This window comes from uncultured Tateyamaria sp., from assembly GCF_947503465.1.
GTDB lineage: Bacteria > Pseudomonadota > Alphaproteobacteria > Rhodobacterales > Rhodobacteraceae > Tateyamaria.
Genome location: NZ_CANNDN010000002.1, coordinates 600,250 through 623,661, shown reverse-complemented (window position 1 = coordinate 623,661; position 23,412 = coordinate 600,250). Strand labels below are relative to the sequence as shown.

Annotated in this window: 26 protein-coding genes; 14 read left to right on the top strand and 12 right to left on the bottom strand. The window is 63.3% G+C overall.

Annotation, left to right across the window (positions count from 1 at the left end):
* Positions 1–24: 24 nt before the first annotated feature.
* The 12 genes from Q0844_RS15655 (at position 25) to Q0844_RS15600 (ending at position 12,070) form a co-directional block, all read left to right on the top strand.
* Complete coding sequence (locus Q0844_RS15655; protein ID WP_299046663.1) at positions 25–1,041, top strand: DNA-directed RNA polymerase subunit alpha; 1,017 nt, start codon at positions 25–27, stop codon at positions 1,039–1,041.
* 279 nt (positions 1,042–1,320) lie between these two features.
* The gene (gene rplQ / locus Q0844_RS15650) at positions 1,321–1,740 is read left to right on the top strand and encodes a 50S ribosomal protein L17 (protein ID WP_299046659.1); all 420 of its coding nucleotides are present in this window, start codon (positions 1,321–1,323) and stop codon (positions 1,738–1,740) included.
* Between the two features lie 110 nt (positions 1,741–1,850).
* Positions 1,851–3,227, top strand: a complete 1,377-nt coding sequence (locus Q0844_RS15645; protein WP_299046656.1) for a trypsin-like peptidase domain-containing protein — start codon at positions 1,851–1,853, stop codon at positions 3,225–3,227.
* A 2-nt stretch (positions 3,228–3,229) separates the two neighbouring features.
* Positions 3,230–4,543, top strand: coding sequence for a replication-associated recombination protein A (locus tag Q0844_RS15640; protein ID WP_299046653.1), 1,314 nt, complete (start codon positions 3,230–3,232; stop codon positions 4,541–4,543).
* A 31-nt stretch (positions 4,544–4,574) separates the two neighbouring features.
* Entirely contained in the window at positions 4,575–4,955 is a 381-nt protein-coding gene (gene crcB / locus Q0844_RS15635; protein ID WP_299046651.1) for a fluoride efflux transporter CrcB, read from the top strand.
* Positions 4,952–5,989: an RluA family pseudouridine synthase gene (locus Q0844_RS15630; protein ID WP_299046648.1), complete on the top strand. Its 1,038-nt coding sequence runs from the start codon at positions 4,952–4,954 to the stop codon at positions 5,987–5,989. The genes crcB and Q0844_RS15630 overlap by 4 nt, the downstream gene beginning before the upstream one ends.
* Before the next feature lies 1 nt (position 5,990).
* Positions 5,991–6,644 (top strand): HAD-IA family hydrolase, encoded by a 654-nt coding sequence (locus Q0844_RS15625; RefSeq protein ID WP_299046646.1) that lies wholly within the window; start codon positions 5,991–5,993, stop codon positions 6,642–6,644.
* Position 6,645: 1 nt separating this feature from the next.
* Positions 6,646–7,359, top strand: coding sequence for an ATP12 family protein (locus Q0844_RS15620; protein ID WP_299046643.1), 714 nt, complete (start codon positions 6,646–6,648; stop codon positions 7,357–7,359).
* 206 nt (positions 7,360–7,565) lie between these two features.
* On the top strand, positions 7,566–8,582 hold the full coding sequence (locus Q0844_RS15615; protein ID WP_299046640.1) for an amino acid ABC transporter substrate-binding protein: 1,017 nt from the start codon (positions 7,566–7,568) through the stop codon (positions 8,580–8,582).
* A gap of 166 nt (positions 8,583–8,748) precedes the next feature.
* Entirely contained in the window at positions 8,749–9,963 is a 1,215-nt protein-coding gene (locus Q0844_RS15610; RefSeq protein ID WP_299046638.1) for an ABC transporter permease subunit, read from the top strand.
* A gap of 1 nt (position 9,964) precedes the next feature.
* Entirely contained in the window at positions 9,965–11,254 is a 1,290-nt protein-coding gene (locus tag Q0844_RS15605) for an amino acid ABC transporter permease (protein WP_299046635.1), read from the top strand.
* Positions 11,255–11,266: 12 nt separating this feature from the next.
* Positions 11,267–12,070, top strand: coding sequence for an amino acid ABC transporter ATP-binding protein (locus tag Q0844_RS15600; protein ID WP_299046633.1), 804 nt, complete (start codon positions 11,267–11,269; stop codon positions 12,068–12,070).
* A gap of 26 nt (positions 12,071–12,096) precedes the next feature.
* Here Q0844_RS15600 and Q0844_RS15595 read toward each other — a convergent pair whose 3' ends face one another.
* The 9 genes from Q0844_RS15595 to ttcA form a co-directional block, all read right to left on the bottom strand.
* Positions 12,097–12,588 (bottom strand): histidine phosphatase family protein, encoded by a 492-nt coding sequence (locus tag Q0844_RS15595; protein ID WP_299046631.1) that lies wholly within the window; start codon positions 12,586–12,588, stop codon positions 12,097–12,099.
* Complete coding sequence (locus tag Q0844_RS15590; protein WP_299046628.1) at positions 12,585–13,199, bottom strand: ferredoxin; 615 nt, start codon at positions 13,197–13,199, stop codon at positions 12,585–12,587. Before Q0844_RS15590 ends, Q0844_RS15595 begins: the two co-directional genes overlap by 4 nt.
* Positions 13,196–13,990, bottom strand: coding sequence for a sterol desaturase family protein (locus Q0844_RS15585; protein WP_299046625.1), 795 nt, complete (start codon positions 13,988–13,990; stop codon positions 13,196–13,198). Before Q0844_RS15585 ends, Q0844_RS15590 begins: the two co-directional genes overlap by 4 nt.
* Positions 13,991–14,047: 57 nt before the next feature.
* Positions 14,048–14,911 carry an acetylglutamate kinase gene (gene argB, locus Q0844_RS15580; RefSeq protein ID WP_299046622.1) on the bottom strand — a complete coding sequence of 288 codons (864 nt, stop codon included), beginning with the start codon at positions 14,909–14,911 and terminating at the stop codon, positions 14,048–14,050.
* 50 nt (positions 14,912–14,961) lie between these two features.
* Positions 14,962–15,618 carry a ribosome biogenesis GTP-binding protein YihA/YsxC gene (yihA, locus tag Q0844_RS15575; protein ID WP_299046619.1) on the bottom strand — a complete coding sequence of 219 codons (657 nt, stop codon included), beginning with the start codon at positions 15,616–15,618 and terminating at the stop codon, positions 14,962–14,964.
* Positions 15,615–16,346 carry an MOSC N-terminal beta barrel domain-containing protein gene (locus Q0844_RS15570; protein ID WP_299046616.1) on the bottom strand — a complete coding sequence of 244 codons (732 nt, stop codon included), beginning with the start codon at positions 16,344–16,346 and terminating at the stop codon, positions 15,615–15,617. The genes yihA and Q0844_RS15570 overlap by 4 nt, the downstream gene beginning before the upstream one ends.
* On the bottom strand, positions 16,343–18,157 hold the full coding sequence (gene yidC / locus Q0844_RS15565; protein ID WP_299046614.1) for a membrane protein insertase YidC: 1,815 nt from the start codon (positions 18,155–18,157) through the stop codon (positions 16,343–16,345). Before yidC ends, Q0844_RS15570 begins: the two co-directional genes overlap by 4 nt.
* A 175-nt stretch (positions 18,158–18,332) precedes the next feature.
* Positions 18,333–19,880, bottom strand: coding sequence for a bifunctional diguanylate cyclase/phosphodiesterase (locus Q0844_RS15560; protein WP_299046803.1), 1,548 nt, complete (start codon positions 19,878–19,880; stop codon positions 18,333–18,335).
* A gap of 78 nt (positions 19,881–19,958) precedes the next feature.
* Positions 19,959–20,828 carry a tRNA 2-thiocytidine(32) synthetase TtcA gene (gene ttcA / locus Q0844_RS15555; protein ID WP_299046612.1) on the bottom strand — a complete coding sequence of 290 codons (870 nt, stop codon included), beginning with the start codon at positions 20,826–20,828 and terminating at the stop codon, positions 19,959–19,961.
* A gap of 133 nt (positions 20,829–20,961) precedes the next feature.
* Between ttcA and Q0844_RS15550 the strand changes: the two genes are divergently transcribed.
* Positions 20,962–21,867 (top strand): alpha/beta fold hydrolase, encoded by a 906-nt coding sequence (locus Q0844_RS15550; protein ID WP_299046610.1) that lies wholly within the window; start codon positions 20,962–20,964, stop codon positions 21,865–21,867.
* A gap of 72 nt (positions 21,868–21,939) precedes the next feature.
* Positions 21,940–22,467: a DUF3833 domain-containing protein gene (locus tag Q0844_RS15545; RefSeq protein ID WP_299046608.1), complete on the top strand. Its 528-nt coding sequence runs from the start codon at positions 21,940–21,942 to the stop codon at positions 22,465–22,467.
* A 140-nt stretch (positions 22,468–22,607) separates the two neighbouring features.
* Here Q0844_RS15545 and yidD read toward each other — a convergent pair whose 3' ends face one another.
* From yidD to rpmH, 3 genes are all read right to left on the bottom strand, one after another.
* Entirely contained in the window at positions 22,608–22,841 is a 234-nt protein-coding gene (gene yidD, locus Q0844_RS15540) for a membrane protein insertion efficiency factor YidD (RefSeq protein WP_299046607.1), read from the bottom strand.
* A complete protein-coding gene (rnpA, locus tag Q0844_RS15535; protein ID WP_299046800.1) occupies positions 22,838–23,185 on the bottom strand; it encodes a ribonuclease P protein component in 348 nt (115 codons plus the stop codon). Before rnpA ends, yidD begins: the two co-directional genes overlap by 4 nt.
* Before the next feature lie 71 nt (positions 23,186–23,256).
* The gene (rpmH, locus tag Q0844_RS15530; RefSeq protein ID WP_005980833.1) at positions 23,257–23,391 is read right to left on the bottom strand and encodes a 50S ribosomal protein L34; all 135 of its coding nucleotides are present in this window, start codon (positions 23,389–23,391) and stop codon (positions 23,257–23,259) included.
* Positions 23,392–23,412 lie beyond the last annotated feature (21 nt).

Below are 23,412 nucleotides of genomic sequence, written 5' to 3'. Positions count from 1 at the left end.
ACGCGGACAGGAATGGAGGGACGCATGATCCACAAGAATTGGGCCGAACTGATCAAGCCACAGCAGCTTGACGTCAAGCCGGGCAACGAACCCGCGCGCCAGGCCACCGTCGTGGCCGAACCGCTGGAACGTGGCTTTGGTCTGACCATGGGCAACGCGCTGCGCCGCGTGCTGATGTCGTCGCTGCAGGGCGCGGCCATCACATCCGTGCAGATCGACAACGTGCTGCACGAATTTTCGTCCGTTGCCGGTGTGCGTGAAGACGTCACCGACATCATCCTGAACCTCAAGCAGGTCAGCCTGCGCATGGAAGTCGAAGGGCCCAAGCGCCTGTCGATCTCTGCCAAGGGCCCGGGCGTCGTGACGGCCGGCGACATTTCGGAAAGTGCCGGGATCGAGATCCTGAACCGCGATCTGGTCATCTGCCACCTCGACGATGGCGCTGACGTCTACATGGAACTGACGGTCAACACCGGCAAGGGCTATGTGTCGGCGGACAAGAACAAGCCCGAGGACGCGCCCATCGGTCTGATCCCGATCGACGCGATCTATTCGCCCGTCAAGAAGGTCAGCTATGACGTTCAGCCCACCCGCGAGGGCCAGGTGCTGGACTATGACAAGCTGACCATGAAGGTCGAAACTGATGGCTCCATCACGCCGGACGACGCCGTGGCCTTTGCCGCGCGCATCCTGCAGGATCAGCTGGGCATCTTCGTCAACTTTGACGAGCCTGAATCGGCAAGCCGTCAGGACGACGATGACGGTCTCGAGTTCAACCCGCTTCTGCTGAAGAAAGTGGACGAGCTGGAACTGTCCGTGCGGTCGGCCAACTGCCTCAAGAACGACAACATCGTCTATATCGGCGACCTGATCCAGAAGACCGAAGCAGAGATGCTGCGCACGCCGAACTTTGGCCGCAAGTCGCTGAACGAGATCAAGGAAGTGCTGTCGGGCATGGGCCTGCACCTGGGCATGGATGTCGAGGACTGGCCGCCGGACAACATCGAGGATCTGGCCAAGAAGTTCGAAGACAACTTCTAGGCCCGTGTGGTGGGCAGAGTGCCCACCCTACAACATCGGCGTTTTCAAATGCCGTGATATCAAGGGGTTGCGCGGCATTGCCCATGGGCAACGCGCCACCCCCGGCAGGGTCGGACACCCGACCGAAGAAAAGCGTAGGGTGGGCAATTTGCCCACCTTGCACCCGGGCAAAGGCGCTTTCCCCTTGGAAAGCGCTGGCCCCAAGGAGAGCCGGTGACACGCATCGCCGGCCAGACAAAGCAAAACCGCCCGTAGAGGGCACGATTTGGAGATAGAAATATGCGTCACGCACGTGGTTACCGCCGCCTGAACCGGACACATGAGCACCGCAAGGCGCTCTTTGCCAACATGGCCGGCTCGCTCATCGAACATGAGCAGATCAAGACAACGCTGCCCAAGGCCAAGGAACTGAAGCCGATCATCGAAAAGATGATCACGCTGGCCAAGCGCGGTGATCTGCACGCGCGCCGTCAGGCCGCGTCCAAGCTGAAGGAAGAGCAATACGTCGCCAAGCTGTTCGACGTTCTGGGCCCGCGCTATGCCGACCGTCAGGGTGGCTATGTGCGCGTTCTGAAAGCCGGGTTCCGCTATGGTGACATGGCGCCCATGGCGATCATCGAATTCGTGGACCGCGACCGCGACGCCAAGGGTGCGGCCGACAAGGCCCGCGTCGCAGCGGAAGACGCTGCCGAGGACTGAACCCGGTCCCGGACCTGGTCGAAAACCCCCGTCCCGTGGCGGGGGTTTTTTTGTTTGGGCGACGTGCGGCGCTTGTATTGCGCGTGGGGGATTTGCATATTTTCGGAACAATGAAGCCTCTCTTTGCCCTTCTTTTCTGCCTGCTGCCCCTGGGTGCCATCGCAGAGACCCGCGTCCCGCAAAGCCAGTCCGAAATCAGCTTGAGCTTTGCGCCCCTTGTGCGCGAGACGGCGCCTGCGGTGGTGAACATCTATGTGCGCTTTGTCACGCAGGCCCGTGCCCGCACCCCGTTCATGGATGACCCGTTTTTCGAGCGACTGTTCGAAGGGTTCGGTCAGGCGCAGCCGCGTGTCCAGAACTCGCTTGGGTCCGGCGTGATCCTCAGCAGCGACGGCATCGTCGTGTCGAATTATCATGTGGTCGGGCAGGCCACCGACATTCGGATCGTGCTGAATGACGGGCGCGAATATGACGCCCGCGTGCTGCTTGGCGATCAGGAAAGCGATCTTGCCATTCTCAAGATCGACGGCGTGGACGACCTGCCGTTCCTGTCCCTGCGCGACAGCGAAACGGTCGAGGTGGGCGAGCTGGTGCTGGCCATCGGCAACCCGTTCGGCGTCGGCCAGACCGTGTCCTCTGGGATCGTGTCCGCCCTGGCCCGGTCCGGGGGCAGCAATGGGCGCGGGGCAGGGTATTTCATCCAGACCGATGCGCCCATCAACCCCGGTAATTCCGGCGGTGCCCTGGTGGACATGCGCGGCCAGCTTCTGGGCATCAACACGCGCATCCTCAGCCGCTCGGGCGGCTCGAACGGGATCGGCTTTGCCATTCCTTCTGACCTGGTCGCGGCCTTTGTCAAACAGGCGCGCGACGGCAATGACCGCTTTGTCCGCCCGTGGGCCGGGGCAACCGGACAGGCGGTCGACGCCGACCTGGCCGAAACGCTGGGCCGGGACCGACCCGGTGGCATCATGCTTGCAGGGCTGCATCCGGCCAGCCCCCTGGCCCGGGCCGGATTTGAAGTGGGTGACGTGGTGCTGGCCGTCGATGGCGCCCCTGTCAGCAGCCCCGGCGAGATGTTGTTTCGCATGAGTGTGGCCAGCGATCAGGACAGTGCGACCATGACGCGGCTTCGAAACGGGGCAGAGGACGTCTTGACCGTTGCCCTGGTCCCACCGCCCGAAGTCCCGCCGCGCGACGCCATCACCTTGCCCGAAGGCACAAGCCTGCCGGGCCTGCAGCTGGCACAGATCAACCCGGCGGTCTTGGCCGAATTGAACCTGCCCATCGCCGCCGAAGGCGTGGTTGTGCTGGACACCGGCCCCATCGGCCGCCGCGTCGGCCTGCGCCGCGGCGACGTGCTGCAACGCATCGACCGTCAGGACATTGAAACGACGGCCCAGGCGGCGGATATCCTGTCCGAGGCGCGGCGCGGCACCACCGTGCGCGCCATCCGTGGCAACAGCCGCATCGTCCTGCGGTTCTGAGGATGACCGACCTTTTCGCCTCTGATCCCGCACCGACAGACACAGGCCCGCGGCCCCTTGCGGACCGTTTGCGGCCACAAAAGCTGTCCGAGGTGATCGGCCAGTCCCAGGTGCTGGGACCGGAGGCGCCGCTGACGGTCATGCTGTCGTCGGGTGCGCTGTCCTCGCTGGTGTTCTGGGGCCCGCCCGGGGTGGGCAAGACGACCATCGCCCGGCTGCTTGCGCATGAGACGGACCTGCATTTCGTCCAGATCTCGGCGATTTTCACAGGTGTCCCGGACCTGAAAAAAGTGTTCGAGGCGGCCAAGATCCGGCGCCAGAACGGGCAGGGCACGCTGCTGTTCGTCGACGAAATCCACCGCTTCAACAAGGCGCAGCAGGACGGGTTCCTGCCGCATATGGAGGACGGGACCATCCTGCTGGTCGGCGCCACGACCGAGAACCCCAGCTTTGAGTTGAACGCCGCTGTGCTGTCCCGCGCGCAGGTGCTGGTGCTGGAGCGGCTGGACCTGAAGGACCTTGAACTGCTGGCGCAACGGGCCGAACGGGATCTGGAAAAGGCGCTTCCGCTTGATGGCCCGGCGCGCGAGGCGCTGCTTGAAATGGCGGACGGGGATGGCCGCGCGCTTCTGAACCTGATCGAACAGGTCGCCGCCTGGACGGTGGAGGGCAAGCTGGACAAGACGGCCCTTGCCGCCCGCCTCATGCGCCGTGCCGCGCAGTACGACAAGTCGGGCGATGCACACTACAACCTGATCTCGGCGCTGCACAAATCGGTGCGCGGGTCGGACCCCGACGCGTCGCTCTACTGGTTTGCGCGGATGCTGGAAGGGGGCGAAGACCCCCGTTACCTTGCCCGCCGCATCACCCGCATGGCGGTCGAAGACATCGGCCTTGCTGATCCGCAGGCGCAGGCCGTGTGCCTGCAAGCGTGGGAAACCTACGAACGCCTCGGCAGTCCCGAAGGTGAGTTGGCGCTGGCGCAGGCGCTTGTCTACCTCGCTCTGGCCCCCAAATCGAACGCCACCTACACCGCCTACAAGGGCGCGCGCCGGGCGGCGAAACAGACAGGGTCGCACCCCCCGCCCAAGCACATCCTGAACGCGCCCACCGCGCTGATGAAGGATCAGGGCTATGGCAAGGATTACGCCTATGACCACGATGCCGAAGACGGGTTTTCGGGGGCCAATTACTTTCCCGACGGGATGGACCGGCCCGACCTTTACCAACCGGTGGAACGGGGGTTCGAGCGGGACCTGAAAAAGCGGCTCGACTACTTTGCGCGGCTCAGGGCCAAGCGGACCGGCAAAGCTTGACTCTTTGCCCCCAACCGACGACAGACCGCGCATGTTTTCAACCCTTTCCCTTGTAGCCCTTGGCGGGGCCATCGGCGCCTCGCTGCGCTGGCTGACGGGTGTGGCCATGCTGCGCGCAATGGGCCCGTCCGACTTTCCGATGGCGATCATCACCGTGAACGTCATCGGGTCCTTCCTGATGGGCGTCTTTGTGGTCGCCGCCGCCCACAAGGGCCTGACGCACCTGTCGCCCTTCGTGATGACCGGTCTCCTGGGCGGCTTCACCACGTTCAGCGCCTTCAGCCTTGAGACGATGACGCTGATCGAGCGGGGGCAGGTCGCCTCTGCCAGCCTGTACATCCTGCTGTCGGTCGGCCTGTCAGTGGGCGCGCTGGCGCTGGGCCTGGTCCTGGCGCGGGGGGTGTTCGCATGAGCGGTGTTCAGAACGTGACCGTCGAAGAAGGCGAGGGCGATCAGCGCCTTGACCGGTGGATGAAACGGCGCTTTCCCCAGGTCAGCCAGGGCATGATCGAAAAGATGTGCCGCAAGGGCGAATGCCGGGTCGATGGGGGTCGCGTCAAATCCTCGACGCGGGTCGAGGAAGGGCAAAGCGTGCGCATTCCGCCGTTGCCGGATCGCCCTGCGCCGCCCGTGCAAAAGACACGCATCTCGGACAAGGATGCCGCGATGATCCGCGACAGCGTGATCTACAAGGACGACCAGATCATCGCGATCAACAAGCCGTCGGGCCTGCCGACGCAAGGCGGGTCGGGCCAGAGCAGGCATGTCGATGGGCTGGCCGAGGCACTGATGTTCGACCTTGATGAAAAGCCGCGCCTCGTGCACCGCCTCGACAAGGACACGTCGGGCGTTCTGTTGCTGGCGCGCACGCGGCTGGCGGCCAAGGCGTTGACCGAGGCGATGCGGCACCGCGAAACGCGCAAGATCTACTGGGCGCTCGTCGCCGGCGTGCCGACGCCCTACCTGGGCGAGATCAAGTATGGGCTGGTCAAGGCCCCGGGCCGCGGCAAGGGCGGCGAGGGCGAGAAGATGATCGCCGTGCATCCGCGCGACATCGACGACACGCGCGGCGCGAAACGGGCGCATACGCTCTATGCCACGCTTTACCGCGTGGCGAGCCGCGCGGCATGGGTCGCGATGGAACCGGTGACGGGCCGCACCCACCAGCTGCGCGCCCACATGGCCGAGATCGGGCACCCGATTGTGGGTGACGGAAAATATGGCGGATCAAGCCAGGAAAACATGGGCGACGGCTGGGGCGCGAAGGTGGGTGGCATCATCTCGTCCAAGCTGCACCTGCACGCGCGCATGATGCGGTTCGAACAGCCAGAAACGCGCAAGGTCATCACCGTGACGGCCCCGTTGCCCGACCACATGAAAGACAGTTGGGACACGTTTGGCTGGACCGAGGATCTGGCCGCCGAAGACCCGTTCGAGGCGCTGTAAAATGCGGCTGGTGGTGTTTGACGTGGACGGCACGCTGGTCGACAGCCAGGCCGACATCATCGCCAGCATGGCGGCGGCCTTCGATGCGGTCGGCCGCGATGCCCCGTCGCGGCAACAGGTCCTGAGCATCGTGGGCCTGTCCCTGCCGGTTGCCATGGCGCGGTTGGCACCGGATGCGGATCACGACCTCATGGTGCGCCGGTACAAGGACAGCTATGCCGCGTTGCGCGTGACCAAGGGGGCGTCGTCCTCGCCGCTGTATCCCGGTGCGCGCGCCGCCCTTGATCGCCTGAATGCGCGCGATGACATCGTGTTGGGTGTGGCCACGGGCAAGTCCAGGCGCGGCCTTGACGGATTGATCGAGACGCATGGGCTTCACGGCGTGTTCGTCACCCTTCAAGTGGCCGATTTCCACCCGTCCAAGCCGCATCCGTCCATGCTGTACACCGCGTTGAACGACGCAGGAGTGGCGGCGCGGGATGCGGTGATGATCGGCGACACAAGCTTTGACGCGGACATGGCCCGGGCGGCGCAGATGCCGTTTATCGGGGTCAGCTGGGGCTATCACCCGGTGTCGCACCTGACCGGTGCGTATCGCGTGCTGGATGATTTTTCGGAACTCGATGACGCGCTGGGCGCGCTGTGGGGGCAGTGACATGAGCGAATGGAAGCAAAAGCGGTTCTGGACAACCGCAACGCCCGAACGGACAGCGGCAGGATGGACCGTCACGCTGGACGGGCGGGCGATCAAGACACCGGCCAAGGCGGCGTTGGTGCTGCCGACATCCGCGCTTGCACATGCCGTCGCCGCCGAATGGGACGCGCAGGACGGGGTGGTGAACCCGCTGTCCATGCCCTTCACCCGCAGCGCCAATGCCGCCATCGACAAGGTCGCGGTTCAACATGCCGAAGTGGCGGACATGCTCGCCGCCTACGGCGATGCGGATCTGCTGTGCTACCGCGCCGATAGGCCACAAGGGTTGATCGACCGGCAGGCGGCACAATGGGACCCCTATCTGGACTGGGCCGCGGATGTGCTGGGCGCGCGTCTGTTGCCGCGCACCGGGTTGATGCACGAATCACAGGACGCGGCGGCACTGGCAACACTGTCCCGGCAGGTGCATGCGCTGTCGCATTTCGAATTGGCGGCGTTTCACGACCTTGTCAGCCTGTCCGGATCACTGGTCCTTGGTTTCGCTGCTGCCCAAGACCTGAACCCTGCGCATACAATTTGGGCAGCGTCCCGCCTGGACGAAATCTGGCAGGAAGAGGAATGGGGCGTCGATGAAGAGGCGCAGGAGGTGGCCGCGATCAAGCAGGCATCGTTCCTGCACGCAAAAGCCTTTTTTGACGCCTGCAAAGGGGCCTGAACCCCGGCCCCGAACAGGGGTGAGATACTGCACAATTATGCATCGTTTTTGGTGAAGCGGCCCTTGACGTCCAGCGATGAATCCGCCCAAACTGCGGCCCACCGGTACGGGACAACCCCGACCGGATCGCCTTCGGTGCATCATGCTCACTCAGGGTGCGCCGATCGAACCGCCGAAACATGGCGGAAAATCAGGAAGAGGTAAAAATGAAAAAAACCGTAATCTTTGGCGCGCTGACCGCCGCTGGCCTGAGCGCCGGCGCTGCGGCTGCTGGCACGCTCGATGACGTGAAAGCACGTGGCACGCTGAACTGCGGCGTGACAACCGGTCTGGTCGGCTTTGCCGCACCCGACGCAAATGGCGAATGGAAAGGCTTCGACGTGGCTGTGTGCCGCGCTGTCGCCGCCGCTGTGCTGGGCGACCCCACCGCAGTCGAATTCGTGCCCACAACCGGCAAGACGCGCTTCACCGCGCTTGCGTCCGGCGAAATCGACATGCTGGCACGGAACACCACCTGGACGTTCAGCCGCGATGTGGACCTCAAGTTCACCTTCGTTGGCGTGAACTACTATGACGGCCAGGGCTTCATGGTTCCAAAGGACCTGGGCGTGTCGTCGGCCAAGGATCTGGACGGCGCGACCGTCTGCATCCAGACCGGCACCACAACCGAGCTGAACCTGGCGGACTTCTTCCGCTCGAACAACATCAGCTACGAGCCGGTTCCGATCGAAACCAACGCCGAAGCACAACAGCAGTACCTTGCCGGTGCCTGTGACGTGTACACCACCGACGCCTCGGGTCTGGCCGCGACACGCGCCACGTTCGAAGCCCCCGGTGACCACGTTCTGCTGCCCGAAATCATCTCGAAAGAGCCGCTGGGCCCGCTGGTCCGTCACGGCGACAACGAATGGGGCGATGTGGTCCGCTGGACCCTGAACGCGCTGATCTCGGCCGAAGAGCTGGGCATCACCTCCACCAACATCTCCGAGATGGGTGCAGGCACCAACAACCCTGAAATCAACCGTATCCTGGGCACCGAAGGTACCCTGGGCGAGATGCTGGGTCTGGACGCGGACTGGGCGATGAAAGCCATCAGCGCCAGCGGCAACTACGGCGAAGTGTTTGAACAGAACATCGGCGAAAGCACACCGATCGGTCTGGCCCGTGGCCTGAACGCTCAGTGGACCGATGGCGGCCTGCTCTACAGCCCGCCCTTCCGCTAAGATACAAAGCCGAGGGGCGCAGGTTAATCCCTGCGCCCCTCGCGCATTTGGACACAAGACCGCTGAAAACAGCGGCAGGACTGTCCAAAATGCAGCCAACAACTGAAAACCCGGCCCCGCGCACTGCCGCGTAAAACCAAAGGCCGGAACCACGGGGACCATCTCCATGACCACGTTGACCGACCCTCCTCAGGAGTCGTTCCGCCTGTCGATGCTTTTGAACGACACGCGGTACAGATCATATACGTTTCAATTCATTGCCCTGATCGTTCTGATCGCGTCCGCCGCCTTCCTGATGAGCAACCTGTTCAGCAACCTGGCCGCTGCCGGACTGAACATTTCGTATCAGTTCCTCGGGACGCCCGCGGGCTACGACATCAACCAGACATTGATTGAATACACCAGCCAGTCGTCCAACGCGCGTGCCGCGCTGGTGGGCATCCTGAACACGCTGCTTGTGGCCTTTCTGGCCTGTGTGACGGCCACAGTCTTTGGCGTGATCGCCGGGGTCCTGCGCCTATCCAACAACTGGCTCGTGTCCAAGCTGATGTCCTTCTACGTGGAGATTTTCCGCAACATTCCGGTCCTGATCTGGATCATCATCATTTTCACCATCATGATTGCGGTGCTGCCGGGGCCTCGGGCCTTCCGCGGGGACGATCCCGCGGCCAGCATGGTGCTCGATGCCATCGCCTTTACCAACCGGGGGGTCTACATCCCTGCACCGGTCTGGGGCGCGGGTTCGCTCGTGGTTGTGGCGACGTTCGTCCTGTCGGTGATCGGCGTCTTTGCCTACCGGCGATACGCGACCAAGCTGCTGTATGACACCGGACGCCTGCTGCCGATGGGCTGGCCCAGCCTGGTCATCCTCTTTGTGCCGACGCTGCTGGTCTACTTCGTCATGGGCATGCCCATCGGGCTCGACTACCCCGAGCTGAAGGGCTTTAACTTTTCCGGCGGGATCAAGGTCGGTGGACCGCTGATCGCGCTGTGGTTCGCCCTGTCGATCTATACAGGCGCCTTCATCGCGGAGAACGTCCGCGCAGGGATTCAGGCCATTTCCAAGGGCCAGTCCGAAGCAGCGGGTGCGCTGGGCCTGCGTCCGGGACGGATCATGAACCTTGTGGTGTTGCCGCAGGCGCTGCGGGTCATTATCCCGCCGCTCATCTCGCAATATCTCAACATCACCAAGAACTCGTCGCTGGCGATCGCCGTGGGGTATGCCGACATCACGGCTACGCTGGGCGGGATCACCCTGAACCAGACGGGCCGGGCCATCGAATGCGTGCTGCTGCTGATGTTGTTCTACCTGACGATCTCCCTGGCCATCTCGGCCGTCATGAACGTCTACAACACGTCCGTTAAGTTGAAGGAGCGCTGAGATGTCGGATACTTCTGCTGCCTTCGTGCGCACCGAAACGGTGCCACCTTCGCCGCCGCCTTCCTCGGCCACCGGCCCGGTCAAATGGGCCAGGGACAACCTGTTTTCCACGCCCTTCTACTCGGTCCTGACCGTCGTCGCGCTTTATGTGATCTACGTGATCCTCAGCAACACGTTGCCATGGATCTTCGCCGGGGTCTGGAACACGTCCAGCCTGGCGGAATGTCGTGAGGTTCTGGACGGCGAGTCGGGGGGCTGCTTTTCGGTCCTGACGGAACGCTGGAACCAGTTGTTGTTCGGGTTCAAATATCCGCCGGATGAATATTGGCGCCCCGCGCTGGCCTTCGTGCTGTTCTTTGCAGCCGCCGCGCCGGTGCTGTTTTACAAGCTGCCGCGCAAGCTGTTGCTGTTCACGGCGATCTTTCCGTTCCTGGCCTATTACCTGATCTGGGGCGGCACCATCCTGACACCGATCCTGGCGCTTGCCGGGGTTGTGTTTGGCTACATCGTCTACCAGCGCTTTGTTGCGGGCAGCTTTGCCGCCGGTTTCTTTGGCGGGATCGCGGCGGCGCTTGTGGTCTGGATCATCGGTGGAATGCTGATCCCCGACAACGCGAACGACGGTGCCATGCTTCAGGCGGTGCCGTCCCGCGATCTGGGGGGCTTCATGCTCAACATGATGCTGGGCGTGGCCTGTGTGTCGCTGTCGGTGCCGCTGGGCATCGCGCTGGCACTGGGCCGTCAGTCAGACATGCCGCTGATCAAGTGGATCTGCGTGATCTTCATCGAATTCATCCGGGGCGTGCCGCTGATCACCCTGCTGTTCGTGGCGTCGGTGATGCTGGCCTATTTCTTTCCGCCCGGCACGACGACCGACCTGTTCCTGCGCGTGGTGATCATGATCACAATGTTCTCGGCCGCCTATATCGCCGAGGTGATCCGGGGCGGCCTTGCCGCCCTGCCACGGGGACAATACGAGGCGGCGGACAGTCTGGGCCTGGATTACCCGCAAGCGATGCGCCTGATCATCCTGCCGCAAGCGCTCAAGATCTCGATCCCGGGGATCGTGAACGTGGCGGTGGGTCTGTTCAAGGACACGACGCTGGTGTCGGTCATTTCGATGTTCGACCTTGTGGGCATGATCCGGGGTCCCATCCTCGCCTCGACCGAATGGAACGGGGTGTACTGGGAACTGCTGGGCTTTGCAGCGCTGCTGTTCTTCGTCGTCTGCTACGGCATCTCTCAATACTCGCAGTGGCTGGAACGCCAGCTTGCGACCGATCACCGCTAAGGAGTGGATGATATGACTGACACAACACTTTCAGCGCCCGACACGGGCGACATCAAACACGTGGATGCCAACGTCTCGACCGAGGTCGCGATTTCCATCGACAAGATGAACAAGTGGTACGGGTCCTTTCACGTGCTGCGTGACATCGACCTGACCGTGTACCAGGGCGAACGGATCGTGATTGCCGGACCGTCGGGCTCGGGCAAATCCACGCTGATCCGGTGCATCAACGCGCTGGAAGAGCACCAGCAGGGCTCGATCACGGTGGACGGCACGCTGTTGTCGTCGGACGTCAAGAACATCGACAAGATCCGGTCCGAGGTCGGCATGTGCTTTCAGCACTTCAACCTGTTCCCGCACCTGTCGATCCTGGAAAACTGCACGCTGGCCCCGATCTGGGTGCGCAAGACGCCCAAGAAGGAAGCCGAAGAGATCGCGATGCACTTCCTGGAAAAGGTGAAGATCCCCGATCAGGCCGACAAGTATCCGGGCCAGTTGTCGGGTGGTCAGCAGCAGCGTGTGGCGATTGCCCGCAGCCTGTGCATGCGGCCGCGCATCATGCTGTTTGACGAACCCACATCGGCACTGGACCCCGAGATGATCAAGGAGGTTCTGGACACCATGGTTGAATTGGCCGAGGAAGGCATGACCATGCTGTGCGTCACGCACGAGATGGGCTTTGCCCGTCAGGTGGCGAACCGCGTGATCTTTATGGACGAAGGTCAGATCGTGGAACAGAACGAACCCGAAGAGTTCTTCAACAACCCGCAAAGCCCACGGACACAACTGTTCCTGAGCCAGATCCTGGGGCATTGACGAAAGGTGCGCAGTGAATGCGCACCCTACATCAACTCGCGCGGGATCGCGAAATCAATCGGCTGGCCCGCGCGCCAGCCGATGTCGTTCCAGCCCGCCGCCTCAAACCGGATGACCGCCGTGGCACAGGTCGGATAGTCGGCAAAGCGCGGATGCGGCGGGGCCCGTGTCACCAGGCGATCCGCAAAATCCGCACTGCCCGGATTGTGGCCCAGCATCAGGACGGTGGGCGCTGTCTGCTCCTGCAACACCTCCATCATCATTTCCGGCCCCGCATGGTACAGCGCGCGGGTGAAGGTGATGGGGATGTCAAAGCCCAGTTTCACAAAGGTCTGGCCCGTCCGCGCGCTTGACGAACTGACGGCTGCATCGGGGTGGTGTCCTTGCGCGCGCAGCCAATCCCCCATCGCCACCGCGGACGCGATGCCGCGCGTGTTCAACGGGCGGTCGTGATCGGCAAGGTCGGGATTGTCCCAACTGGACTTGGCGTGCCGCATGAGGATCAGGGTGCAGGTCATCCGACGAAGGCCTTCATGTGAAAGGCCGACTGCGCCGCTGGACGTGCAAAGGCCTGACTGACCGGGCAGGCGCGGCGCGCGAGACAGCCGCCGGTCATGCACGACTGACCCGCGGGCGTATCCAGATACGCCTTGCACGCCGGCACGTCATAAGGGGCGTCGGCCGAAAGCGCGCCAACGGGGCAGGCCGAGACGCAGGGTCTGGCATGGCACGTGGTGCAAGGATGTGTCCCCGCGGGGACAGGTTCAAATTCTTCGGTGAATTCAAGGGCACTGCGTATGGAGATCATCAGTCCCGCCCGATCATGCACCATCATGCCCGTTGGGCTTGGCCAGAACCGCCCGGTGTCAAGCGCCCAGGCGATGAAGGGGGCGTAGGGTGGGCCGTCGGACGGAAAATGCGCCGTAGCGCCCGTCGCCCGGGCGATGCCGCCCAGAATGCGCTTGGACCACGTATCGACGGGATCGGTGACCTTGTTCAGGTATTCCGGGCTTTGGGTGAATACGTCCCACCAGTGGGCGTCGGTCCCGATAAGCACGCGGTTTGCGCTGTGACCCATGACCATCAGGCCATGGGGTGCAACGCAGGCGGCGATGTCATCCAGTGTCATTTCCGGGCAAAAGGCAGGGCCAGCGACCAGCCCAGCTTGGCCGGGCGGTCATCCTGCCATTCAAGGCCGACGGCCATGTCGTCATGTCCCGCCTCGGGCTGGGCAATGTAGGTGCCGAACATCCGGTCCCAGATCGACAGGGAAAAACCGTAGTTGCTGTCATGTTCGTGCCGATGCACCGAATGGTGCACGCGGTGCATGTCGGGCGTGACCAGCACCCGCCGTAGGGTGGCGTCCAGCCAGAGCGGCAGGCGGATGTTGGCGTGATTGAACATGGCGGTGCCGTTCAGGATGATCTCGAACAGGATCACGGCCAGCGCGGCGGGGCCGAGCAGATAGACGGCACCGATCTTGATCAACATGGACAGGCCAATCTCGATCGGGTGAAAGCGGATGGCGGTGGTCACGTCCATGTCCACATCGGCGTGATGGACCCGGTGCAGGCGCCAGAGGATCGGCACCTTGTGCGTGATCAGGTGCTGCGCCCAGATGATGAAATCCAGGATGACGACGGCGGCGATCACCTCGATCCAGGTGGGCAGCGCAAGCGCATTGAACAGGCCCCATCCCTGATTGGACGCGTCGATGGCCGCACCGACGGCCAGAACGGGCAGCGCAAAGGCCATGAGACGGATAATGACCGTATTGGCCAGCGTGATACCCCAATTCGTGACCCACCGGCGCGACCGGGTCTGGGTGCGGACACGGCGCGGCACCACGGCTTCGACCAATGCAAAAAGCGAAAACAGGCCGAGAAAGACACCAAAGCGGATGAGCGTTTCGTTTTCCATGCCCCATATCTACCGCGCTGCGCCCCCGGCGCAATGCGGCGCGCAGACACGTTTGTGTCAGCGGGGGCGGATGATGGACCCCGCGCCGTGATCGGTGAAAAGTTCGAGAAGACAGGCGTTTGGTGCGCGACCATCCAGGATCACGACCGCGCGGACGCCGCTGGCAATGGCGTCGAGCGCGGTTTCGGTCTTGGGGATCATGCCGCCCGCGATGATGCCGTCGGCGGTCAGGTCGCGGATCTGATCGGCGGTGAGTTCGGTGACAACCTCGCCATCCGCGTTCTTGACGCCGGACACATCCGTCAGCAACAAGAGCCGGTCGGCCTTGAGCGCGCCTGCGATGGCACCGGCGGCCGTGTCGCCATTGATGTTGAAGGTTTCGCCGTTTGCGCCCGACCCCAGCGGGGCAATCACCGGGATCATCGCGCGATCAAAGAGCGTGGACAGGATGGTCGGGTCCATTTGCGCGGGCGTGCCCACCAGGCCCAGGGCCGCATCCGTCTGGTCACAGGTGATCAGGTTCGCGTCCTTGCCCGACAGGCCGACCGCCTTGCCACCTGCGCGGTTGATCGCTTGCACGATGCGCTTGTTCACAACCCCCGACAGCACCATTTCGACCACTTCCATGGTCGCGGCGTCGGTCACGCGCTTGCCGTTGACGAAATCGGACTGGATATCCAGCCGCTTCAGCATGTCGTTGATCATGGGCCCGCCGCCATGCACGATCACCGGGTTCACGCCGACCTGGCGCATCAGGACGACATCGTTGGCAAAGCTTTCCATCGCCGCGTCCGAGCCCATGGCGTGGCCGCCCAGCTTGATGACGACGGTCGCACCGGTATAGCGCTGCATGTAGGGCAGTGCCTGGCTGAGGGTGCGGGCGGTGGCGATCCAGTCGCGGTTCATGTCTTGGGTCTTCATCTGTTGGGGCCTTTGAAACGGGCGGGCGAATTTTCGAAAATTCGCGGGCGCTATTCAAGCGTGGCGATGATGGCGCGGAGCGTTTCGATGCCGTCGCCCTTTTCACTGCTGGTCAGCACGATCTCGGGAAAGGCGGCAGGGTGTTTGGACAGCGCCTGTCGGACCTGGGCCAGCACCGCATCGCGATCCTTGGCCTTCACCTTGTCCGCCTTGGTCAGCACGCATTGGAATGTCACCGCAGAGGTGTCGAGGAGCTTGAGAATATCCTCGTCCACCGACTTGATCCCGTGCCGGGCATCGATCAGCACAAAGGCGCGGCGCAGGGTTTGACGCCCCGACAGGTAGTGTTTGAGCAGCCGTTGCCATTTTTCGACCACGGGCAGGGGCGCATTGGCGTAGCCATAGCCGGGCAGGTCGACAAGGTAGTGGTCGTCGCCAGCGGTGAAATAGTTGATCTCCTGCGTGCGACCCGGCGTATTGGACGCCCGCGCCAGCCCCTTGCGCCCGGTGAGCGCGTTGATCAGCGACGATTTTCCGACATTCGAGCGTCCGGCAAAGCAGACCTCCATCCGGTCGGCGGGGGGCAGACCGGACATAGCGACCACGCCTTTGACGAATTCGGTTTCGCCCGCGAACAGGAGGCGGCCCTGTTCGGCGGTCTGCGGGTCAGGTGTTTCGGCCACGGGAAAGGGCAGCGCGGCTGTCATGTCAACCGATCCCCCACAGCGACGGTGCCGCCGGATTTGACCTTGAAATAGACCCCGAAATCGCGCGTGTTCCAGCCATCTTCGAGGGTGCGCAACATGCCGATATCGCGGTGTCCGTTTTGCGGGTTGGCGTCGGGCGCGCGGCAGCGTTCGATGGGTTCGACCGGCGCCAGTGTCACGCCGCCGATGGTGATGTCACCGGCCAGCAGGTCGATTTCCTCGAACGGGGCCAGCCCGTCCAGCCAGAGGTTGATCCGGAACCGCCGCATGTCGACATGCATGCCGGCCCGCTGGCTGAGCGCGCGCAGAGAGGACAGGTTGCCGATCGAGACCGAGGCGTAGGGCACGTCCGTCATGCCCTGGGGCGGCGCCTTGACCAGCCGTGCGGGGCCCGGGCGGCCCGTTGGCCACAGATCACCGATCCATGCGCCCAGGGTTTCGGGGGCGGTGTCCGGTTTGAAATCAAGCGGGTCACGGTCCGGATGTGTGAGCAGCACGCCGTTGTCCGTGCTGACCGCGCCCACAGCGGCTAGCGCCGGGCCCGACGCGACCTGCAGGAAGTTGCGGCGGGGTTGCCAATCATCGGTGTCGTCCGCCTCGGCATTCAGGAGCGCCCAGGTGCGGTCGCCCACAACCGCATGGTCCGGGGTCAGGTCCGCCTGGTCGCAGGCTTCGGATCCGATCCCCTTGATCGGGTGCCGCCAGATATGGGCGAGGGTGCCCGTCACTTCTTGGGTTCCTCGGCCGCCTTCTTTTTGAAGCCGCTGGTGATGTTGCCCAGAAGGTCGGGTTTGTAGCCCTGGCTGCGCATGATCAGGTATTGCTGTGTGAACGTGATCACGTTGTTGGCGATCCAGTAGACGACAAGGCCACTGGCGAAACTGCCCAGCATGAACATGAAGACCCAAGGCATCCACGCAAAGATCATCTGCTGCGTGGGATCGGTGGGCGCCGGGTTCAGCTTTTGCTGCAGCCACATCGAGATACCCAGCAGGATCGGCAGGATGCCGATGAAGATCAGCGCCATGATGCTGGTGGGATCGGGCGCTGCGTTGGGCAGCAGGCCGAAGAGGTTGATGATCGAGGTGGGGTCCGGCGCGCTGAGGTCCTGGAAGGGCCCGAAGAAGGGGGCGTGGCGCAATTCAATCGTGACGAAGATCACCTTGTAGAGCGAGAAGAAGATGGGGATTTGCAGAAGGATCGGCAAACAGCCCGCGGCGGGGTTCACCTTTTCCTTCTTGTACAGCTCCATCATGCCCTGCTGCAGCTTCTGCTTGTCGTCGCCTGCGCGTTCCTTCAGCTCCTCCATCTGGGGCTGGAGTTCCTTCATCTTGGCCATGGAGACGTAGGACTTGTAGGCCAGCGGCACGAGGACGGCCTTGATGATGAGCGTGAGGCCGATGATGGCCCAGCCCATGTTGCCGATCAGGACGTTAAGTTCGTGCAGCAGCCAAAAGATCGGCTTGGTCAGGAAAAAGAACCAGCCCCAGTCGATGCTGTCGATGAAGCCGTCGACACCGGCGGATTGGTAGTCGCGGATGGTTTCCCATTCCTTGGCGCCGGCAAAAAGCTGCGTCTGGATGGCGACGGTCGCGCCGTCGGCCACGTCCTGCGTGGGCAGGCGCGTGACGGCGCGGTAGACATCGCTGCGCGGCGCGTAGGTCAGCGCCTGATCAAAGCTTTGCACACCCGTGGGGATCAGGATCGACTGCCAGTAATGGTCGGTGAAGCCGACCCACCCCTGGGTCACGCCCTGGGTCACGATGGCCGGGCGTCCCCACGCCGCGTCAACATCGGCGTCGGGGATTTCATCCCAATCGGTTTCCGCCAATTCACCGTCGGCCATGGCCACGGCGCCTTCGTGCAAGATGAAGAAGTTCTTGAGGTCCGACGGTTCGCCATGGCGGGTCAGCATGCCATAGGGCGCGGCGCGCACGGCGGCACCGGATGCATTGGTCACCGACTGGGTGATGTCGAACATGTACTGGTCATCGATGCTGATCATCCGTTCGAACACCAGGCCCGCGCCATTGTCCCAGCTGAGCGTGATGGGAGAGCCCACGGACAGGGTGTCACCGTCCGTCTGTTGCCACAGCGTGTTTGGACCGGGCACGGCGTCCGCCTCCAGACCGCTGCCCGGGGCCCAGCCGTAGACAGCATAATAGGCGTCCGGCGATCCCACGGGCGCCATCATGGTCACGATGTCCGCGCCGGGTTCCAGGCTGGTGCGATAGTCCTTCAGCCGCAGATCATCGATGCGCCCGCCCAAAAGCGAGATCGAGCCGGAAATACGGGGTGTTTCAATGGCGATGCGGGGCGCGTCGGCAGTGTCCGAGGCCGCATCCGCAGCCGGTTGCGCCGGATCGGCGGCACCCGCAACGGACGGCACGGCGCCCGCGTCTTCGGTTTGCGCCGTCTGCGACGCCGGTGCGTCCAGCGGCACCTCGGGTTCCGGCGGTGGAAACAGGACGAACCACACGAGAATGACAAGGAAACTGAGCGCCGTTGCAAGAATGAGGTTCTTGTTCTGATCGTCCATCGGGGACTGCCACCTGCTGTCTGAAACGTTTCACGGGTTCAACAGAGTGCAGGCCCAAAGGTCAAGCGGATTCGGGCGAATTGCGGCGACCTGGCCCGTCGCAATGGGCCGTGGATGTGCCATGGTCAAAATCAGGGTCGGATGGCTGCCCCAAGCTGTGCAGCGGCACGCCGGCCTAGTTCATGCGCCGCACCGGCAGGGAGGGGGCCGCTTGCAACTTGGCCTCGTGCGCACGGACCCAGTCCAGGGTCTTTTCGAAAGGCATGGGCCGCGCGATGCCAAAACCCTGAACATAGTCACAGCCCAGCTGTGCCAGCAGGGCATGTTCCCCCACGGTTTCAACACCTTCGGCCAGGGTTTCGATGCCCATCCGTTCTGCCATGGTCAGCACGGCGCTGATCATGCGTTGCTGTTCGGGATCGCGGTCCGCCTTCATCACGAAGGAGCGGTCAATCTTGATCCGGCCCACGCCGAAGCGGCGGATCGAGGCAATCGACGCGTGGCCCGTCCCGAAATCATCCAGATCAACCCGGCACCCCAGCTTGGTCAGCGCGTTGATGTTGCGCGTGATGGTATCATCGGTCGTGTCCGTCACGACGGTTTCCAGAATCTCGACGGCGAGGCGGTCGGGGGTGAGGTCGAACCGGTCCAGTTCCCAACGCACCTTGTCTACCAGCTTGGGATTGTTCAGTTCCGACCCGGAGAAGTTGACACCCACATGCGGCACGTGCAGCCCGGCGGAATCCCACGCCTTGAGCGCGGTGAAGCTGTGGTAGATCATGATTTCCGCCAGACGTTCCAGCAGCCCGGCATCTTCGATGGCCGGCAGGAATTCGGCCGGGGAAATGGCGCCCTTGTCGGGGTGAATCCACCGCGCCAGCGCCTCGAACCCTGCGACCTTGCCCGTGTCAGTGGAAATCTGGGGTTGGAACCAGGGCTGGATATGTCCCTGTTCCAGTGCCGCGGCCACCTCGTCCCGCAGATGGGCGCGGTTCTTGAGGCGAGAGTGCAATTCGGTCGAATAGGCGCGCACCGAAGAGGGGCCGCGCCGCTGCGCTTCGGTCAGGGCGGCAAGCGATCCGTCGATCCAATCCTGCCCGGACGCGCCCGGCGCGCGGTTGAGCAGGCAAAACCCGATACTGACCGAGACATAGACCGTGGCGCCGTCAATCGCGATGGGTTCCTCGATCGCTTGCTGGTAACGCCCGCACAGCTGGATACAGCTTTCGAGATCGAGGTGTTGCACAGCCCCCAGGCACATCGAAAACCGGTAGTCCCCTGTACGGCTGAGCGTGTCGGTATCACGCATGGTGGCAACCAGCCGGTCGGCGACGGCCTTGAGAATACGGTCAATTGCGGCCCGTTCGAAACGGTCGGCCAGGCTGGTATGGTCATCAACCTCGATCGAGAAGATCGCGCTGTGCCGGTCCGCAGGCGGCGCATCCTGACGCATCGTTTCGACCTTTTCGGCGAAGGTGTCCCGGGACACCAGGCCGGGGACAATGGCCCGCGCGCTGCCCTTGCGCAACAGATCCTCGACCCCGCCAAAGACAAACCACGCGATGGGCAGCGCCAGGGCCATCGCCGTCAGGGCCATTTCCCCGCCCAGCCAATATGCGGCAAGCATGAGCGCGGGCAGAAACGCCAGCATTTGCGGCCCGCTCAGGGCCGTGGCAGCGCCCTGTCGCAGACGTTTCATCATATCCGGCGCGCGGAATTCCATCATTGACCCCTTTTTCCGTCCTGCCCTGTCGCAACCACAGGCTGATCAAAGCAGTAGGAAATCGAGGTGAGCGCGCGCTTAACGCAAATCCGGAATGTTCTCGTTTTTTTCTTCAAATTGTTCGGACCTGCGGATCAGCCCGGCAAAGTCGAACAGTTTGGGGTCCAGGAGGTGCGAGGGCCGCGCATTCATCAGCGCGCGGAACATCACCTGCCGCCGGCCGGGGCTGTTGGCTTCCCATCCATCGAGGATCTGCTTGACCTGCTGGCGCTGCAATCCGTCCTGGCTGCCGCACAGGTCGCACGGAATGATGGGATAGGTCATGGCCCGCGCGAACTTCTCGCAATCCGCCTCGGCCACATGTGCAAGGGGGCGATAGACAAACAGGTCCCCTTCCTCGTTCACCAGCTTGGGCGGCATGGTCGCGAGCCGCCCGCCGTGAAAGAGGTTCATGAAGAAGGTTTCCAGGATATCATCGCGGTGATGGCCCAGGACAACCGCCGTGCAACCTTCCTCGCGCGCGATGCGGTAGAGATTGCCACGCCGGAGCCGCGAGCAGAGCGCACAGAACGTCCGCCCCTCGGGCACCTTGTCCATGACGATGGAATAGGTGTCCTGATATTCGATCCGGTGCGGCACCTGCATCCGTTCCAGAAATTCGGGCAGCACGGTCGCGGGAAACCCGGGTTGGCCCTGATCCAGGTTGCAGGCCAGCAAGTCGACCGGCAGCAGGCCGCGCCATTTCAGTTCGTACAGAACCGCCAGCAGCGTGTAGCTGTCCTTGCCCCCCGACAGGCACACCAGCCATTTGCCGCCCGGTTCGATCATGCCGTATTGCTCGATCGCCTCACGGGTGTAGCGGACGATGCGTTTGCGCAGCTTTTTGAATTCGGTCGTCGCGGGCGCGCCGGAAAAGAGCGGGTGGATATCGTCGCCGTTGTCTAGCATGTCGTCTCCTGCATCGCCGTTGCTTTTGCGGGTTCAGCGCGCAAAGCGCAATAATCCTTTGCGATGCCGCGGCGACGACGACATCATTCCATTCATTGTTTCGATACCCCCCATTGCAAGGACCCCGGAATAGATGTTGCTGATCGCCTCCCGTCGAAAACTTGGACACAAGCGCCGCGACAAGCGCAGGACAAGCGCACAGACCCATTACCTGGCCGTGAGCCGCCACACAGAGTCCAACAGTACGGACCTGGTCACGGATATCGGTCAGGCCACGTGGCTGTCGCATGTCAAGGATGCGGGTGCCGCCCATGGTATGGCCATCTATGTGCATGGGTTCAACACGCCGCAAAAGACGATGCTGGCGCGGCATTACCGGATGAAGCATCACGTGCGGCGGAACGGGTTCAAGGGTGTGGTCATTGCCTTTGACTGGCCGAATTTCGCAAGCAAATGGCAGTATTCTGCGGACCGCACGCTGGCCCTTGGGGTGGCGCCGTTCCTGATGTCGGACGTGGTTGCCCCTGTTGTGCAGGCGGTGCCCGCCGCGAAGATCCACATCGTTGCCCATTCGATGGGCGCGTTGCTGACGACCGAAGCGCTCAAGACGCGGGCGGCGGGGCTGTCCTTTGACCAGGTCTGTTTCGTGTCGGCCGATGTCGATGCCAGGGACTTTGCGCCCCATTCCACCGATTGGACGGCCGTGACCGGGGCCTGTAACCGGTTTACCAACTTTTGCAGCGGCACGGACAAGGTGCTGAAAGTGCCGGGTGCCTTTGTAAATGGCATGCAAAAGCGGTTGGGGCAGGCCGGGCTGCCGCAGGCGGGGGCGGGTGATACGTTCGATGTCGAGGGGCAGCACAGGTTTGCCGAGGTCAAGCAGCGCAACAGCGCCCAGCATTCCCATACCTGGTGGTTCGAGGACGCGTTCTTTTTCAAGGACCTGTGCCAGACGCTGATGGGGGGATCGGCCGCGCATGTGTCGACACGGTTGCCGGGACATCCGCCCCCCAAGCAGATGATCCGCGCGCGCCCCTGATCGGCGCCGGGCCTTGCGTGAACCAATCCGGGCAGCGCGCCGTATCCTTTCCAGCAGGAAAAGGGTGTGAATATGCGTTGGTGTGTCATGGGTTTGGCGTTTGCGATGTTGGCGGCGTGCACGGGCAAACCCGATCTGGATGACGCGGCCCTGTCTGACCGGAAGCTGAACCTCGAAGAGTTCTTTGACGGCGAATTGATTGCCTATGGGCAGTTCCAGGATGTGTTCGGCATGGTCCGGCGGCGGTTCACCGTCGAGATCGAGGGCACGTGGGATGGGGAGACCCTGACCCTGGTCGAGGATTTCGTCTATGAAGATGACAGCACCGAACAGCGGATCTGGACCCTGACGAAAACGGGACCCGACAGCTGGGCCGGCACGGCCCCCGGCGTGATCGGCACGGCGACGGGACAAGAGACGGGCGACACGTTCAACTGGCAGTACAAGATCGACTTGCCGGTGCCCGATGGCACGCTGCGCGTGACCTTTGACGACTGGATGTGGCTGCTGAGCGACGACCGCCTGTTGAACCGGGCCTACATGAAACGGGCAGGCGTCGATATCGGTGACGTGATCATCACGTTCGAAAAACTGGACTAGGCACCGGACATCACCATTCAGGCGATTGCCTGCGTGACGCGCGGGGTCGCATGGCAGTGTGGGCTTGCGCCCCAGTGCTTGGCGCGGCGGGGCCTTGACTGTTCACGCCGCCCCACAGGCAGGCAGAGCGGCCTTTTCCGTCAGGGGTCGTCGCGGTTGGGCACCGGGTCGTACCCGTCACCGCCCCAGGGGTGACACCGCGCAATGCGGCGCGCGGCCAACCAGCTTCCCTTGAGTGCGCCGTACTTTTCCAAGGCGTCCATCGCATAGGCGCTGCACGTGGGCTGATACCGGCAATTGAAGCCGACCCACGGCGAAAACAGCAGCCGGTATGCGCGCACGGGCAGGGAGACGATGAAGGCAAACGGGGTCACGGCAACTGATCCAGCGCGGCGTTGCAATCCGCGATCAGGTCCGAAAACGGGCGGGAGGCGGTGATATCGGCGCGGCCCACCAGCACGTAATCGGTGGCCGCACGCCCCCGCTGGCCAAGCACGTGGCGCGCAACCTCGCGCAGGCGCCGTTTGGCCCGGTTGCGCGCGACCGCATTGCCGACTTTCTTGGAACAGGTGAAACCGACGCGGATCGGCCCATCATCGTCGCGTTTGCGCGCCTGCAGGATAAACCCCGGCATCACAACCCGCCTGGCCCGCGCGGCGCGCAGGAAATCCGCGCGGGTCTTGAGGGTCTCCAAACGCAACGATCCCGCCGGCGGCATATCCCCGCCAGCGGGTGTGCTGGGCGAAGAGGCCGTCGGCGGGGTCATAGGTCTTCCCGTGTCAGGGACGCTTAGGCGCTCAGCGACTTCCGACCGCGGGCGCGGCGGGCGTTGAGGATCTTGCGGCCAGCCTTGGTTGCCATGCGGGCACGGAAACCGTGACGGCGTTTGCGCACGAGGTTCGAAGGTTGGTAGGTGCGTTTCATCGCATTGGCTCCGGATCTGTT

Coding starts and splice junctions, on each gene's coding strand:
- ttcA (WP_299046612.1), bottom strand. CDS start 20,828: ATGCTAGACAACGGCGACGATATCCACCCGCTCTTTTCCGGCGCGCCC.
- Q0844_RS15605 (WP_299046635.1), top strand. CDS start 9,965: ATGTCGGATACTTCTGCTGCCTTCGTGCGCACCGAAACGGTGCCACCT.
- Q0844_RS15560 (WP_299046803.1), bottom strand. CDS start 19,880: ATGGAATTCCGCGCGCCGGATATGATGAAACGTCTGCGACAGGGCGCT.
- Q0844_RS15545 (WP_299046608.1), top strand. CDS start 21,940: ATGCGTTGGTGTGTCATGGGTTTGGCGTTTGCGATGTTGGCGGCGTGC.
- Q0844_RS15625 (WP_299046646.1), top strand. CDS start 5,991: ATGCGGCTGGTGGTGTTTGACGTGGACGGCACGCTGGTCGACAGCCAG.
- rpmH (WP_005980833.1), bottom strand. CDS start 23,391: ATGAAACGCACCTACCAACCTTCGAACCTCGTGCGCAAACGCCGTCAC.
- Q0844_RS15595 (WP_299046631.1), bottom strand. CDS start 12,588: ATGACCTGCACCCTGATCCTCATGCGGCACGCCAAGTCCAGTTGGGAC.
- Q0844_RS15585 (WP_299046625.1), bottom strand. CDS start 13,990: ATGGAAAACGAAACGCTCATCCGCTTTGGTGTCTTTCTCGGCCTGTTT.
- Q0844_RS15590 (WP_299046628.1), bottom strand. CDS start 13,199: ATGACACTGGATGACATCGCCGCCTGCGTTGCACCCCATGGCCTGATG.
- Q0844_RS15620 (WP_299046643.1), top strand. CDS start 6,646: ATGAGCGAATGGAAGCAAAAGCGGTTCTGGACAACCGCAACGCCCGAA.
- Q0844_RS15645 (WP_299046656.1), top strand. CDS start 1,851: ATGAAGCCTCTCTTTGCCCTTCTTTTCTGCCTGCTGCCCCTGGGTGCC.
- crcB (WP_299046651.1), top strand. CDS start 4,575: ATGTTTTCAACCCTTTCCCTTGTAGCCCTTGGCGGGGCCATCGGCGCC.
- rplQ (WP_299046659.1), top strand. CDS start 1,321: ATGCGTCACGCACGTGGTTACCGCCGCCTGAACCGGACACATGAGCAC.
- yidC (WP_299046614.1), bottom strand. CDS start 18,157: ATGGACGATCAGAACAAGAACCTCATTCTTGCAACGGCGCTCAGTTTC.
- Q0844_RS15630 (WP_299046648.1), top strand. CDS start 4,952: ATGAGCGGTGTTCAGAACGTGACCGTCGAAGAAGGCGAGGGCGATCAG.
- yihA (WP_299046619.1), bottom strand. CDS start 15,618: ATGACAGCCGCGCTGCCCTTTCCCGTGGCCGAAACACCTGACCCGCAG.
- Q0844_RS15550 (WP_299046610.1), top strand. CDS start 20,962: ATGTTGCTGATCGCCTCCCGTCGAAAACTTGGACACAAGCGCCGCGAC.
- Q0844_RS15640 (WP_299046653.1), top strand. CDS start 3,230: ATGACCGACCTTTTCGCCTCTGATCCCGCACCGACAGACACAGGCCCG.
- argB (WP_299046622.1), bottom strand. CDS start 14,911: ATGAAGACCCAAGACATGAACCGCGACTGGATCGCCACCGCCCGCACC.
- Q0844_RS15655 (WP_299046663.1), top strand. CDS start 25: ATGATCCACAAGAATTGGGCCGAACTGATCAAGCCACAGCAGCTTGAC.
- rnpA (WP_299046800.1), bottom strand. CDS start 23,185: ATGCCGCCGGCGGGATCGTTGCGTTTGGAGACCCTCAAGACCCGCGCG.
- Q0844_RS15615 (WP_299046640.1), top strand. CDS start 7,566: ATGAAAAAAACCGTAATCTTTGGCGCGCTGACCGCCGCTGGCCTGAGC.
- Q0844_RS15610 (WP_299046638.1), top strand. CDS start 8,749: ATGACCACGTTGACCGACCCTCCTCAGGAGTCGTTCCGCCTGTCGATG.
- Q0844_RS15600 (WP_299046633.1), top strand. CDS start 11,267: ATGACTGACACAACACTTTCAGCGCCCGACACGGGCGACATCAAACAC.